This is a genomic window from Pseudomonas versuta, from assembly GCF_001294575.1.
In the GTDB taxonomy this organism is placed as follows: Bacteria; Pseudomonadota; Gammaproteobacteria; order Pseudomonadales; family Pseudomonadaceae; genus Aquipseudomonas; species Aquipseudomonas versuta.
The window spans coordinates 2,552,509-2,566,489 of the sequence record NZ_CP012676.1; the positions used below are offsets into that span (position 1 = coordinate 2,552,509).

Sequence of the window (13,981 nt, forward strand, 5' to 3'; positions counted from 1 at the left end):
ATGTTCACCGCCGCCACCGTCACCGGCCTCGGGCTGGGCAGCATGTACGCGTTACTGGCGCTGGGTTTTCACCTGACCTGGGTTGTCTCGCGAACCGTCAACTTTGCCCAGGGCAGCGCCATGATGGTCGGCGCAGTGCTGGGCTACACCTTTTGCATCACCTGGGGCTGGTCACTGTGGCTGGCCCTGCCGCTGACGCTGTGCCTTTGTGCCCTGTACGGCCTGGTGATCGAGCGCTGGCTGGTGCGGCCGTTCCACAGCCGCGGCTCGCAGGCCTGGCTGATGGCAACCGTCGCGGGCGGGATTCTGGTGGATAACCTGGCGCTCTTTACCTTTGGCAAGGAGCCTCGTCAGTTCGAGAGCAGCCTGGTCAACCTCAAGGTCGAGTTGTTTGCCAGCAATATTGGCGCCCTGCAATTGCTGATCCCGCTGGCAGGCGCGGGCATTGCCCTGGCGCTGTACCTGGTGCGGCGTTACACCCGGCTGGGCAAAGTGCTTGAGGCCTGCGTGCAAAATCCACGGGCGGCGATGCTGATGGGGATCAACGTCAATCGCGTGGTGGCCATCGCCTTTGCCCTGTCCACGGTGTTCGCCGGGATCGCCGGCCTGTTGATTGCGCCGCTGTTCAGTGTCAACGCGGAAATGGGCATGCTGTTCGGCCTCAAAGCGTTTGCGGTGGCCATTCTCGGTGGCATCAGCAGCGCAGGCGGCGTATTCACCGCCGGGTTGCTGTTCGGCCTGACCGAAGCCTTGATCACCCTGTATTTCGGCTCCGCGTTCACCCAGATATTCACATTTGCGCTGGTCATTCTCGCATTGGCAATACGCCCCAACGGTCTCTTCGGCAGCCAGGCACTGGTGAAAGTATGAAAAACCCCAACACCCTGGCCGCACCGGCCGGCATTGCCCTGCTCGCCGTGGCCTGTGTGGTCATGGCTTTCACTCTGGACAGCTACTCATTACTGGTCTTCACCCTCTGTGCCCTGGCGGCGGTGGTCGGCGTGGGCCTCAATATCCTGATCGGTCTCAGCGGGCAGATTTCCTTCGGTCATATTGCCTTCTATGCCATCGGCGCCTATGTCTCGGCACTGTTGACCATGGCCGGCTGGCCGCTGTGGCTGGCCCTGCCAGTCGCCGGTGCGGTTGCAGGGCTGATCGGGGCGCTGCTGGCGATTCCCGCACTGCGGGTCAGCGGCCCGTATCTGGCGATGATCACCATTGCGTTTGCCTTTGTGGTGCATCACAGCCTCATCGAATGGCGGGAGGTGACTGGCGGCTCCAACGGTTTGATGGGGATCCCGCTGCCAGAGTTTGCCGGTCTCGATCCGGCCGTACTGCTCGCGCTGCTGGCTGGCGCACTGATGATTGGAGCGCTGCTGTTTTATCAGCGCCTGAGCCACAGCAGTTGGGGCAAGGCCATGCGCGCGGTCAAAGCCTCGGAAATTGCTGCCCGCTCACTGGGCTTCAACCCGGTGCTCAGCAAAACCCTGGCGTTCGCCTTGTCGGCCGCCCTGACCGGGCTGGCGGGCGGTTTGCTCGCGCCCTTGATGATGTTCATCAACCCGGAGTCCTTTCCGTTCACCCAGTCCATCCTGTTTGTGCTGGCCGTGATCGTCGGGGGCAGCGGCATGCTGTTCGGACCGCTGATTGGCGCACTGCTGATTGTGCTGGTACCGGAGCTGCTATCGGATTTTGCCGAGTACCGCCTGCTGATTTTTTCCGTACTGCTGCTGGTGGTGTTGTGGATCGCACCCAACGGCCTGCTGGGCGCCCTCGCCCGCCGCTGGATCAAGCCGCCACGGCTGCTGGCGCCGACGCAGATCGATCAGCCACGCATCGCCGCGTATCTGCGCAGCCGTGGCCCGTCCACCGGCTTGCGGGTCACCGACATCGGGATTCGCTTCGGTGGCGTGCAGGCCGCGCAACACGTCAGCCTGGAGGCGCCCGCCGGCAGCATTACCAGCATCATCGGCCCTAACGGCGCCGGGAAAACCACGGTGCTGAACATGATCAGCGGGTTTTATGCGCCCGACAGCGGCCAGATTGAACTGCAACAGCCACTGGCCGGGCTGGCGGCCTGGAGAAGCGCCCGGGCCGGTATTGCCCGCACCTATCAGACCACCCTGCTGTTCGGTGAAATGTCGGTCATGGACAACCTGCTGGTGGCGATGCAGAAAGGTCGCCTGGGCCTGCCATTCAGTCTTGCCGGTGCCGGGCAGCGCAGCCTGGCACTGGATCTGCTGGCCCTGGTGGGCTACCGCGGCGAGGTCAATATTACCGCCGAAGACTTGCCCCATGTGGACCGTCGCCTGGTGGAAATCGCCCGGGCACTGGCCACTGCCCCTGCGGTCTTGCTGCTGGATGAACCGGCTGCGGGCCTGAGTCGGCGCGACACCGATGAACTGGCCGTGCTGCTGCGCAAGCTGGCGGACTTTGGCCTCACGGTGATTCTGGTGGAGCATGACATGGCGCTGGTGATGGCCGTGTCTTCCCACCTGCTGGTGCTCGACGCCGGCAAGCCGATCGCCTCGGGGCCACCGGCTGAAATCCGCCAGAACCCGCAAGTGATTGCGGCGTATCTGGGGGGCACCGACTATCAGGCGACACCTCGTGAACAGGTCTGGGACGGTAGCCGCGATGCACGCCTGTACGTCAAGGACCTGGTCATCGATTACGGCGCATCGCCAGTGGTGGACAAGGTCAGTCTGCTGGTCAATCCCGGCGAGCTGGTGGCGATTCTCGGCGCCAACGGCGCGGGCAAATCGAGCATCCTGCAGTGCCTGGCCGGGCTGCATCGCGCCACCAGCGGCAGCATCCTGCTGGACAATGAAAACATCGAGCAGGCCAACGCCAGCACCATCGCCGCAAAAGGCCTGGCGCTGGTGCCGGAAGGCCGTCAGGTTTTCCCTTATCTGAGCGTGCGCGACAACCTGCTGCTCGGAGGCTATTCGCGCCGCGAGGCGTTTGATGCCGAGGCTGAAATCGAGGCCATTCTCAAACGCTTTCCGCGCCTGCGCGACCGTATCGACAACCCGGCCGGGCTGCTTTCCGGGGGCGAGCAACAAATGGTTGCAGTGGGTCGCGGCCTGATGGCCAAACCCAAAATCCTGCTGCTCGATGAGCCCTCGCTCGGCTTGTCACCGGCCATGATCGGCGAGCTTTACGACGCACTGGCCGCGCTGCGCGACGAGGGCGTGACCATCCTGCTGGTGGATCAAATGGCCAACCTGGCACTGCAAGTGGCGGATCGCGCTTATGTGCTGGAAACCGGGACCATCATCAAAGCCGCCAGCGCTGCACACTTGCGTGAGGACACCGAACTGGCGGCCGCTTACCTGGGTGAAGGAGTCAGCGCATGAACGCCATGAAAATCATCAACGCACGGCTGGGTGACGATCACCGCACCAGCGTGCTGTATGTCGAAAACGGCTACTTCGTCGAGTCCTTCAGCGCCGACACCCGTCACTGGCAGACCCTGGACCTGTGCGGCCGGCTCATGTTGCCGGGCCTGATTGAAACCCACATCCATCTGGACAAAGCCTGCATCATGCAGCGCTGCCGGCTGCATGAAGGCACGCTGGCCGAAGCCGTAGCGCAAACCCGGGCCGCGAAGGCAGAGTTCACCGAAGACGATGTGTACCGGCGCGCAGCCCTGGTGCTGGATAAGGCGATACTGCAAGGCACCACGCACATGCGCACCCACGTGGAACTGGACCCGCAGATCGGCCTGACCGGGTTCAATGCCGTACGCCGGTTGCAGGCGGATTATGCCTGGGCGATCAGCCTGCAAATCTGCGTGTTCCCCCAGGAAGGCCTGCTGAACAATCCGGGGACTGAAGCCTTGTTGTGTCAGGCTCTGGAAAGCGGTGCCAGCGTGCTGGGCGGCTGCCCCTACATGGACAGCGACCCGAACGGGCAGATCCGCCGCCTGTTCGAACTGGCGGTGCGCTACAACTGCGACCTGGACTTGCATCTGGATTTCGACCTTAACCCTGAAGGCATGACCGTGATGGAGGTGGCGCGGTGTACACAGCAGCATGGCTGGGGGGGGCGCGTGACCGTCGGCCACGTGACCAAGCTCTCGGCCCTGCCCCGCGAGCCACTCACGGTGCTGGGCCTACACCTGGCGAAAACCGGGGTACAGGTGACATGCCTGCCCAGCACCGACCTGTACCTGATGGGTCGCGAGGCCTTTCACAACAAGCCCCGGGGGCTGGCGCCACTGGCGCAACTGCATGCGTGCGGGGTGACCTGCTCGGTGTCCACCAACAACCTTGGCAACCCGTTTACACCCTATGGTGATGCGTCCCTGATCCGTCAGGCCAACTTGTTTGCCAACGTCAGTCAGATGGGGACAGAAGGGCAACTGCGCCAATGCCTGGCCTGGGTTTCAAGCGAATCGGCGCGCCTGTTGCGCTTGACCGATTACGGCCTGCTGGCGGGCTGTCGTGCCGATTTCATCGTGTTTGACGCATGCTCGCCTGCGGCGGTGATTGCCGAAATCAGCGCACCGCTGATGGGCTTCAAGGGCGGCCGGCAAACGTTCAGTCGCCCGGCTGCCACCTTGCACAAACCCGAACCAAAAACCCTGTAGGAGTCGTGCGATACGCACATCAACAGGCGATGTCATCTTGGGTGCAACTTCAATCACTCAACGCCTGCCTGAGGTTGAATTCCTCTGGCGCACTTTCTTCAAGGGCCAGCTGCGCTTCCAGTTCATCCAGGTGTTCCAGCATCACGGTCACGGCTTTGTGGTTATCGCCATGCTCCAGGGCGGTGATGATTTGCTGATGCTCATCGGAGGCGCAAGACGGCACGTCATTGCGCTGAAACAGCGCCACGATCAATGAACTGCGGACCATCAGGTTAGCGAGGATGTCACTCAATACGGCATTGCCGCTGATCTCGCCCAGCATCAGGTGAAACTCGCTCAGCTCGCGCACGATGGCCCGGCGATCGGTGTCGCTGGTGGCTTTGCGCTCGTTGTTCATGTGGCTGGCAATGCGCTGGCGTTGTTTACGCATCACCGCCGGGGTGATGGCTTCGACAATCGCCCGTTCAATGGCGCGCCGGGCGCTGAAAATATCCCGGGCTTCCCTCGCCGTCGGCTGGGCAACCATGGCTCCGCGATTGGCTTCGATGGTCACCACTTTTTGCATGGCCAGACGCTGCAGCGCTACTTGCACATGGTTGCGGTTGGCCTGCAGGGTTTCGACAATCTGTGCTTCGACCAGTCGGGTACCCGGCGGCAGGCGATGCTGGGCGATAGCCTTGAACAGCGCATCGACGATACGTTGCACCTCAAGCTGTTTGGCGGTGACAGTGCTCAACCCCATCCTTACCTCTATTGTCCGGAAAACCTCATGCCAACACACAAGGCTGCGGCTGACGGGCAATCGGCGGCATTATCCGCCAGTAGCCCGGACCCGGCAAACCCGGGGTTCAACCACTAGTCTGCCTGCCCCAGGCCTGTGCCCTCACCCCGCGGGTCATGCATGGCGCTGCGCCGGCCAGCGGCATCAATGGCGATGATTCCGGCGTGGCCGGTCATGGGGCTGCGGGCGGGGATGATTTCCACTTCATGCCCCAGGGTCGCCAGGCCTTCAATGGTCGCGGCCTGCATGTCGCCCTCAAGCTTGAGATTGTCAGTGCTGTCGAAAAAACTGCGCCCCAACAGAAAGCGCGGGGTTTGCAACGCCAGGTCGATGGGTTGCTCAAAGTCGATCAGTTGGGTCGCCAGCACCATCTGGGTCTGCGGTTGACCATCGCCACCCTGGGTGCCGAAAAACCAGCGGCGGCCATCGTCAGCCAGATAGCAAGACGGATTGAGCGTGTGCGCCGGACGCTTGCCCGGGGCCCAGCCATTGACGTGCCCGGGGTTGGCATTGAATCCGGCTGCACGGTTGTGCCACAGCACACCGGTATCGCCAAGGATGCAGCCCGAACCGAAATCGTGAAACAGGCTCTGGATCAGACAGGCCGTACGCCCCTGGGCATCGGTCGCGGCCATCCATACCGTGTCGGCCGGGCGCCCTGGTTCGTTCCACGGGGCGGCATGATGATCGTCGATGGCATCGGCATACGCCCGCACCTGCAGGTCTTCGAGACTGGCCGTGAAATCCCAGGGCTTGCTCAGCGGATCGCATAACTGCGCATTGCGCCGCAGCAAGCCCTGTTTAATCGCTTCGACCAGGTAGTGGTAGTACAGCGCGCTGGCGTTGCCGGCTTGCGCCAGGGGCTTGTGTTGCAGTGCGGCCATGGCCTGCAAGGTGTACAGACCCTGACACGGGGGCGCGACATTGTAGAGACGGCCTGCGCGGTAGCGCACTGAAATCGGCGCGACTTCAGGAGCCCGGGTCGCGGCCAGGTCGGCAGCCGTCAGGCCACAACCGAGGCGATCAAACTCAGCGCCGAAGGCCTGGGCCAGGTCGCCGTGATAGAAATCCTCCAGGCCTTCTTTGGCCAGGTGCCGCAGGGTGTTGGCCAGTTCCGGCTGGCGCAGGGTGTCGCCCTCGCGCAGCCATCGTCCATCGGTCTTGCACAGACGATGCAGGTCGGGCAATTGCTCGATCAGAGGCTGGCGCAGGGTTTGCCAGAACAGTTGCGATTGCGAAACCGCGGTGCCTGAATCGGCCACGCTTGCCGCGTCTTCCAGCAGGTCGGCCCAGCCGAACCTCGAACCCCACTGGTGCCGACTGATATTGGCGGCGGTCTGCCAGCTGGCCATGGCCCCCGCCGTACTGGCAACCGCACCCGGCCCACGGACACTGATGGCTGCGCCTTCAGGTAAACGCTGCCCGGCCTGGCCGATCCCCACGATGGTGCGCACCTTGCTGTCGTGGATCATCCATAGGGCATCGCCGCCCAGGCCGGTCATATGCGGGAAAACCGCAGCCAGCATGGCACTGGCCGCCAGCATCGCATCGATGGCAGTACCGCCCGCATCGAGAATCCGCATACCTGCGGCGCTGGCATCGGCATGCGGGGTACAGATCACGGCACGGCTGGAGGTAGCGATCATGGTTAAAGCACACTCTCTTTGCTAGCTATCGGTAGATTGATTGTTAGCAGAGCAAGATGTGTGCCTTGAAGCGCAGGTCAACGGCCACACTAGATGTTTTGCAGCTCAATCGCCCGGCGAAAAGACTCAAGAAACACCGCCTCGGCGCGAGTCATGCGCTGCTCGCGGTTCCACATCAGGAACACGTCGACATCCGCCACGCCCTCGGCGGGTGGCAGGCGCCAGATCAGGCCGTTATGCAAGTCGATGTCCACCAGGTGCTCGGGCAGGCAACCGATGCCGTAACCGGCGATGATCAGGCGGCGGATTTCTTCAAAGCTTGAAGATGACGCAACGATTTTTCCGGTGAAGCCTTGCTGATCACGAAAGACCGTCAACGGCGATAGATTTCCACCAATCTGGTCACTGGTGAAACTGACAAAGTTTTCTCCTAGCAACGCCTCAAGAGAAAGTCGGCGCTGACCGAAAAGCCGATGGCGCTTGCCGCAGAAAAACGCATAGCGCTGGCGCATGAGCGGCAAGCGTTCGAGCTTGGTGTGAGCAAAACGGGACAAGCCGACACCGACGCTGGCGGTCTTCTGGTTTAGCGAACTCTGGATATCGGAACTGCGCATGACTTCCACTTCAAGCTCGACCCGAGGGTGCAGGCAGTGAAAGTCGGCCAAAAACTCATCGTACAAAGCTGACTGCACCTGGCTGATCGACAGCACGCGCACCTTGCCGACGACGTCTTCCTCAACACCTTCGACAGCCATCCCCAGCCGGGAAACGTTGCCGTAGATTTCCTGCGCGATGGCCAGTACTTCCTCGCCGGCCTGGGTCAGGTCGAAACGCGGGCCCCGGCGCAAAATCAACGGGCAATCGAGCTGCTCTTCCAGGCGCTTGAGCGACTGGCTGACCGCCGACTGGGTCACATACAACCGCGCCGCAGCACGACTGATACTGCGCTCCTGGCCAATAGCCAGATAGGTACGCAACAGATTCCAGTCAAGCCGGTCCTTGAGAAATCGCCTGCCCTGCCATGCTCCGGGTACTTCACTCATCACGCTCTCACTCATGGGGCCGCCATTAGTAGCACCGCTAATATACGGAATAAGTATTAGCAAATTGATTAATTATTGGCCGCAGGCGATAAAGCCCGCAAGCGCCACAGAGCGCTACGTGATTGATCCTGAACCCTGCCAAATAACAAATGCTAAAAGGGCTCTGCATGCGAACCTCTTCCAGTCAGCCGCGACGCGCGGCCGCAGCCGCATTCGTTGGCACCACCATCGAATTCTATGATTTCTACATCTATGCCACGGCAGCGGCACTGATTCTGGGGCAAGTGTTTTTCCCCAGCAGTAATCCGGCCCTGAGCACTCTGGCAGCGTTCGGCACCTTCGCTGTGGGCTTCATCGCCCGGCCCATGGCCGGGATGGTGTTCGGGCATTTGGGCGACCGTCTCGGGCGCAAGAAAATGCTGCTCTTCACCATGTTGTTGATGGGCCTGGCAACCACCGGTATCGGCCTGCTACCCAGCTACGCCAGTGTCGGCATCTGGGCGCCGATCGGGCTGGTGACATTGCGCATCGTGCAGGGCATATCGGTTGGCGGTGAATGGGGTGGCGCAGTGCTGATGGCCAGCGAACATGCACCCGCCGGGCGCAAGACCTTTTATGCGTCGTTCGCCCAGCTGGGCAGCCCTGCCGGTCTGCTGCTGGCGCTGATTGCCTTTCGCCTGGTCACCTCACTGGATGCAGAAGCGTTCGCTGACTGGGGCTGGCGCCTGCCGTTCCTGGCCAGCGGTGTGTTGATGATCATCGGTCTGGCGATTCGCTTCGGGGTCGAGGAGTCACCCGAGTTCAAGGCCATCGCTGAAAAAGGCGAGACTGCCAAATATCCGGTGCTGGAAGTGCTGCGCACCTGCAAGCGGCAGATCTTCTACGCCGCTTGCGCGGTGACCATTGGCTCGGCCGGTTTCTTCTTTACCAACACCTTCATGCTCACCTACGTCACTCAATATCAGGGCATCTCCCGCGCGACCATTCTCGATTGCCTGTTTCTGGTGACGATCCTGCAGTTCATTTCCCAGCCAATAAGTGCCTTGCTGGCAGAACGCATCGGCGAGGGCCGTTTCCTGATGCTTGCCGCACTGCTGTCGATGGCTGTGCCCTACCCCATGTTTTTGCTGGTGGGCACGCAAAACCTGGCGCTGATGACCCTGGGCATTGCCATGGCAGTCGTCACCCTGTCCGGGCTGTATGCAGTGATCGCCGGCTACATGGCCCAAGCCTTTCCTGCCCACCTGCGCTATAGCGGCATCTCTATTGCTTACCAGTTGATCTGCGCCATCGCCGGCGGCTCGACACCCATCATCGGCACCTTGCTGGCCACCCGCTATGCGGGGCAATGGCTGCCGCTGGCTATTTTCTTCAGTTTACTGGCGGGTATCTCACTGTTCGGTGTGTGCGGCCTGGCACGCCTGCGTGGCGAAACCATGGCAGCAGCACCTGCACCGCAGCCCGCAATTTAATCAGGAGTTCCCATGTTCAAACCCGACACCATCGATGCCGTTGAATGGCAGGCGCGTTGCGACCTGGCGGCCCTCTACCGGCTGGTTGCGCACTTTCGCATGACCGACCTGATCGATACGCATATCACTCTGCGCATTCCCGGGCCGGAGCATCACTTTTTGATCAACCGCTACGGCGTGATTTTCGATCGCATGAAAGCCAGCGATCTGGTGCGCATCGATCAGCACGGCAACGTCATCAATGGGGATGCGGCACACAGCCGCGTCAACGCCGCCGGTTTTATCATCCACTCGGCGATCCACATGGCGCGCCCGGATCTGGACTGCGTGATCCACACCCACACGGCGGCGGGCATGGCCGTTGCGGCCCAGGAGCATGGCCTGCTGCCAATCACCCAGCACGCCCTGAAGTACTACGCCAAGCTCGCCTATCACACCTATGAAGGCATCGCCCTGTCGCTGGATGAACGCAAGCGCCTGGTGGCCGACCTGGGCACGCATAACGCCATGATTCTGCGCAACCACGGCTTGCTCGCCGCCGGCAGCGGCGTGGCCCAGGCATTCCATGAAATCCATTTTCTGGAGCGTGCCTGCCAGGCACAGGTTCAGGCGCTCTCTGGCAACAGCAAACTGGTTTACCCCAGCGAAGAGGTGTGCCGCCTGACAGCACAACAGTTCAACCGTGATGAGTCGCCAGAGATCGTGCAACTGACCTGGAAGGCCGTTCTGACCCTGATCGAAGACCAGCGCGAGTCCTATTGCTCATGACCACCCTCGTATTGCTGAGCAAAGACCACAAGCTGCTCGCACAATTGCAGGCTGCCTTCGCTGAACACGCACCATCACTGCAGGTGGTACTCGCAGATGATCCCGCAGCCGCTCAGGCCCGGGTCGCGGCGTGCTGGCATCCGCCCGCAGGCAGCCTGGCCCGCTTGCCGAATCTGCGTCTGGTGCACTCGGTGGCAGCAGGGGTTGATCACCTTGGCAGCGACACCAGTGGCCCGGTGGTGCCGGTTTGCCGGGTGGTCGATCCCGATCACCGCCAGGGCATGACCGAGTATGTGCGCTGGACCGTGCTGCATTTCCACCGGGACTTTGACCGAGTCATTGCCCAACAGCGCAGCCGTCTCTGGGAGCGCCACCCGCAGCGGCCCGCCGGGCAGTTCAAGGTGGGAGTGATGGGCCTCGGTTCACTGGGCGCAGCCATCGCCAGCGATCTGGCTGGTGCCGGATATGACGTTCGCGGCTGGGCACGCAGCCCGCGCCAGCTTGACGGGGTCGCCTGCCATTACGCCGAGGTCGGGTTTGAGGGTTTTGTCGATGGCCTTGATCTGCTGGTCAACCTGCTGCCGTTGACCGATGCCACGCGAGGCATCTTGTGCAGCCGCACCTTTGACCGGCTGGCCCGCGGTGCCGCCATCGTTAACGTGGGGCGCGGCCAGCATCTGTGCATTGACGACTTGCAGCTGGCACTGCACAGCGGCCAGTTGCGCGGCGCGGTGCTGGACGTGTTCGAACATGAACCACTGCCGGCCGAGCACGCGCTGTGGCACATGCCGGGTGTGGTCATCACCCCGCATATGGCGTCTGCGGCGTCCCACGCCTGCATCGCCCGCCAGGTCGCAGAAAACACCCGCCGGCTTTTATCCGGCGAAGTCTTGAACAACCTGGTGGACCCTTTACTGGGCTACTGACGCAACACGCCAGAGGTATCGCATGAACGTATTGAACTGTAACGGCGAACGGCTGTGGAACAGCCTGATGGAAATGTCCACGATCGGCGCCACCGACCAGGGCGGCAACTGCCGATTGGCCCTGTCTGCCGAAGACCAGGCCGGGCGCGAGCTGTTCATGGGCTGGTGCAAGGAAGCCGGGATGAGCCTGGCTTTCGACGCCATCGGCAACCTCTTCGCCCGTCTTCCCGGGCTGGACGATCATCTGGCCCCGGTGGTGATGGGCAGCCATCTTGATACCCAGCCCAAAGGTGGCCGCTTCGACGGTATCTATGGCGTGCTGAGCGGTCTGGAAGTAGTGCGTTGCCTCAACGAACAGGGGGTACAGAACCGCCGCCCGATAGAAATTGCCGTGTGGACCAACGAAGAAGGTGCACGTTTCACCCCGGCCATGTTCGGCTCGGCGGTATTCACCGGCAGCCTCGCGCTGCAGACCGCACTGGATGCCTGCGATGTTGACGGCATCAGTGTGGCGCAATGCCTGGACGCCACCCGGCATGTCGGTGAATTGGCGCTCCAGCGCCCCTTCGACAGCTATTTCGAAGCCCATATCGAGCAAGGCCCGATCCTCGAAGACAACGGCTTGCCGGTGGGTGTGGTGACCGGTGGACAGGCCATTTGCTGGCTGGATGTCACGGTGCGGGGCATGAGTGCCCACGCCGGCACGACCCCCATGGCCCTGCGCAAGGATGCCCTGTTTGGCGTGGCGCAAATGGCCGCGCAACTGGAAACCCTGTGCGCCGATTTCGCACCCCAGGGGCTGGTGACCATCGGCCAACTGAATATCGCCAAGTCATCGCGCAATACCATTGCCGGTAGCGTGACGTTCACGGTCGACCTGCGCCATCACCAGGACTCACAGATTGCCGTCATGGAACAAAGGGTGCGCGAGCACTTCCAGGGCATCGCCGACCAACGTGGCCTGCCCCTGGCGATCGAGCGCCACTGGCTGAGCCCGGCCACCCCGTTTGACCGCGAATGCGTGGCGGCTGTGCGTCGAGCGGTAGAGGCCCTGGGCTACCCGCATCAGGACATCGTCAGCGGTGCCGGGCATGACGCCATCCTGCTGGCCCGGCATTGCCCCACCACCATGGTGTTCATCCCTTGCGTGGGCGGCTTGAGCCACAACGAAGCCGAAGACGTACTGCCGGCAGACGCGCGCATGGGCTGCGATGTGCTGCTCAACGCGGTGGTCGAGCGACTGCAACGCTGACACACCAGACAAGGGCACATAGAAGCCCGCACTAACAATAAACAAGCGCCCGGACGCGGGCGCCCGCACTACTCAATACCTGCCAAACAAAAAAACTATATCCATGAGCCCACGCTCGATCTGGAGACATAAGGCATGAACAGTTCTGCGCGCATACCCGACCCGTTGCCTACCGAGGACGCACCGGTCAACATGAGAAAAGTGGCGGTGGCCAGCGTCATCGGCACCACTGTCGAATGGTACGACCTGTTCGTTTTCGCGACCGCGTCGGCGCTGGTATTCAACAAAATTTTCTTCCCCGCCTTCGATGCCCTGGTGGGCACCCTGCTGGCGTTCGGCACCTTTGCTTCGGCCTACGGTGCACGCATCGTGGGCGCGGCCCTGTTTGGTCACTTCGGTGACAAGCTGGGACGCAAATCAATGTTGCTGATCTCCTTGATGGTGATGGGCGCCGCGACCTTCGCCATCGGCTTGCTGCCGGACTATGCCACCATCGGCATCTGGGCCCCGATCCTACTGTTGACCCTGCGCATCATTCAGGGCCTGGCACTGGGCGGCGAATGGGGGGGCGCCGTGTTGATGGCGGTGGAACATGCCCCTGCCAACCAGCGCGGCCTGTACGGTTCATGGGTGCAGATCGGCGTACCCGCCGGCACCATGATTGCCAACCTGGCCTTTCTGGCCATTGCCAGCATGCTTTACACCGAAGACCTGCTGGCCTGGGGCTGGCGTATCCCCTTCCTGGGCAGCGCCCTGCTCATCGGCCTGGGGCTGTACATCCGTCTCAACATCACAGAAACACGCGCCTTCAAGCAGGCGAAAAAAACCGAAGAGCAGGTCAAAGTCCCGCTCGCGGAAATCTGCCGCAAGTACTGGAAACAGGTGCTGCTGGGCGGAATCGCGACGATGTCGACCGGGGCCTCGTTCAACATTATCGTCGCCTTCGGCCTCACCTACGGCACCCAGACCCTGGGCTTCAGCCGCCCGGCGATGCTCAGCGTAGTGCTGGCCTCCTGCGCGCTGTGCATCTTCATGCTCCCGGCTTTCGGCGCGCTGTCGGACCGCATCGGACGCAAGCCGGTGATCATCGGCGGCATCATTGCCGAAGCACTGGTGGCGTTCCCGATGTTCTGGTTGATGGACACCCGCGAACTGCCGCTGGTGTTCCTCGGCTACATGCTGCTGATGACTGCTTTTGCGGCCAACTATGGCCCGATTGCCACCTTCCTCGCGGAGCTGTTCGGCACCAAAGTGCGTTATTCGGGACTGTCGGTTGCCTACATGCTGTCCGGGCTGCTCGGCAGCGCCGCTACGCCGATCATCACCACCGCCTTGCTGTCGTGGACGGGCAAAGGGTCTTCCGTGGCCTGGTACATGATCGGCTCGGCCGTCATCTCGCTGATCGCCTTGCTGCTGCTGACTGAGACCTTCAAACGCGACTTGAGCAGTCCCCATGCCAGCCATGCCTGACCCCTGTCAGACCTGCCCTGCCCCCTTAG

Annotated in this window: 11 protein-coding genes; 8 read left to right on the top strand and 3 right to left on the bottom strand. The window is 62.1% G+C overall.

The features are described 5' to 3' along the window. From AOC04_RS11145 to AOC04_RS11155, 3 genes are read left to right on the top strand one after another with little or no spacing between them, the layout of a single operon-like run. Positions 1–870: a branched-chain amino acid ABC transporter permease gene (locus AOC04_RS11145; protein WP_060693347.1), complete on the top strand. Its 870-nt coding sequence runs from the start codon at positions 1–3 to the stop codon at positions 868–870. Further along, positions 867–3,359: a branched-chain amino acid ABC transporter ATP-binding protein/permease gene (locus tag AOC04_RS11150; protein ID WP_060693349.1), complete on the top strand. Its 2,493-nt coding sequence runs from the start codon at positions 867–869 to the stop codon at positions 3,357–3,359. Before AOC04_RS11145 ends, AOC04_RS11150 begins: the two co-directional genes overlap by 4 nt. Further along, the gene (locus tag AOC04_RS11155) at positions 3,356–4,594 is read left to right on the top strand and encodes an amidohydrolase family protein (protein WP_060693351.1); all 1,239 of its coding nucleotides are present in this window, start codon (positions 3,356–3,358) and stop codon (positions 4,592–4,594) included. The genes AOC04_RS11150 and AOC04_RS11155 overlap by 4 nt, the downstream gene beginning before the upstream one ends. 49 nt (positions 4,595–4,643) lie before the next feature. Here AOC04_RS11155 and AOC04_RS11160 read toward each other — a convergent pair whose 3' ends face one another. The 3 genes from AOC04_RS11160 to AOC04_RS11170 all read right to left on the bottom strand — a co-directional run bounded on the left by AOC04_RS11160 (position 4,644) and on the right by AOC04_RS11170 (position 8,079). Further along, positions 4,644–5,336, bottom strand: a complete 693-nt coding sequence (locus AOC04_RS11160) for a GntR family transcriptional regulator (RefSeq protein ID WP_060693353.1) — start codon at positions 5,334–5,336, stop codon at positions 4,644–4,646. A gap of 113 nt (positions 5,337–5,449) precedes the next feature. Further along, entirely contained in the window at positions 5,450–7,021 is a 1,572-nt protein-coding gene (locus tag AOC04_RS11165; RefSeq protein WP_060693354.1) for a gamma-glutamyltransferase family protein, read from the bottom strand. An 89-nt stretch (positions 7,022–7,110) separates the two neighbouring features. After that, complete coding sequence (locus AOC04_RS11170) at positions 7,111–8,079, bottom strand: LysR family transcriptional regulator (RefSeq protein WP_237178916.1); 969 nt, start codon at positions 8,077–8,079, stop codon at positions 7,111–7,113. A gap of 152 nt (positions 8,080–8,231) precedes the next feature. Here AOC04_RS11170 and AOC04_RS11175 point away from each other — a divergent pair, with 152 nt between their 5' ends. The 5 genes from AOC04_RS11175 (at position 8,232) to AOC04_RS11195 (ending at position 13,952) form a co-directional block, all read left to right on the top strand. Beyond that, positions 8,232–9,536, top strand: coding sequence for an MFS transporter (locus AOC04_RS11175; RefSeq protein ID WP_060693358.1), 1,305 nt, complete (start codon positions 8,232–8,234; stop codon positions 9,534–9,536). A 12-nt stretch (positions 9,537–9,548) separates the two neighbouring features. Next, positions 9,549–10,304, top strand: coding sequence for a class II aldolase/adducin family protein (locus AOC04_RS11180; RefSeq protein ID WP_060693360.1), 756 nt, complete (start codon positions 9,549–9,551; stop codon positions 10,302–10,304). Continuing rightward, a complete protein-coding gene (locus AOC04_RS11185; protein WP_060693361.1) occupies positions 10,301–11,230 on the top strand; it encodes a 2-hydroxyacid dehydrogenase in 930 nt (309 codons plus the stop codon). The genes AOC04_RS11180 and AOC04_RS11185 overlap by 4 nt, the downstream gene beginning before the upstream one ends. A 22-nt stretch (positions 11,231–11,252) precedes the next feature. After that, positions 11,253–12,482: a Zn-dependent hydrolase gene (locus AOC04_RS11190; RefSeq protein WP_060693363.1), complete on the top strand. Its 1,230-nt coding sequence runs from the start codon at positions 11,253–11,255 to the stop codon at positions 12,480–12,482. Positions 12,483–12,617: 135 nt separating this feature from the next. After that, positions 12,618–13,952 carry an MFS transporter gene (locus tag AOC04_RS11195; protein WP_060693365.1) on the top strand — a complete coding sequence of 445 codons (1,335 nt, stop codon included), beginning with the start codon at positions 12,618–12,620 and terminating at the stop codon, positions 13,950–13,952. Positions 13,953–13,981 lie beyond the last annotated feature (29 nt).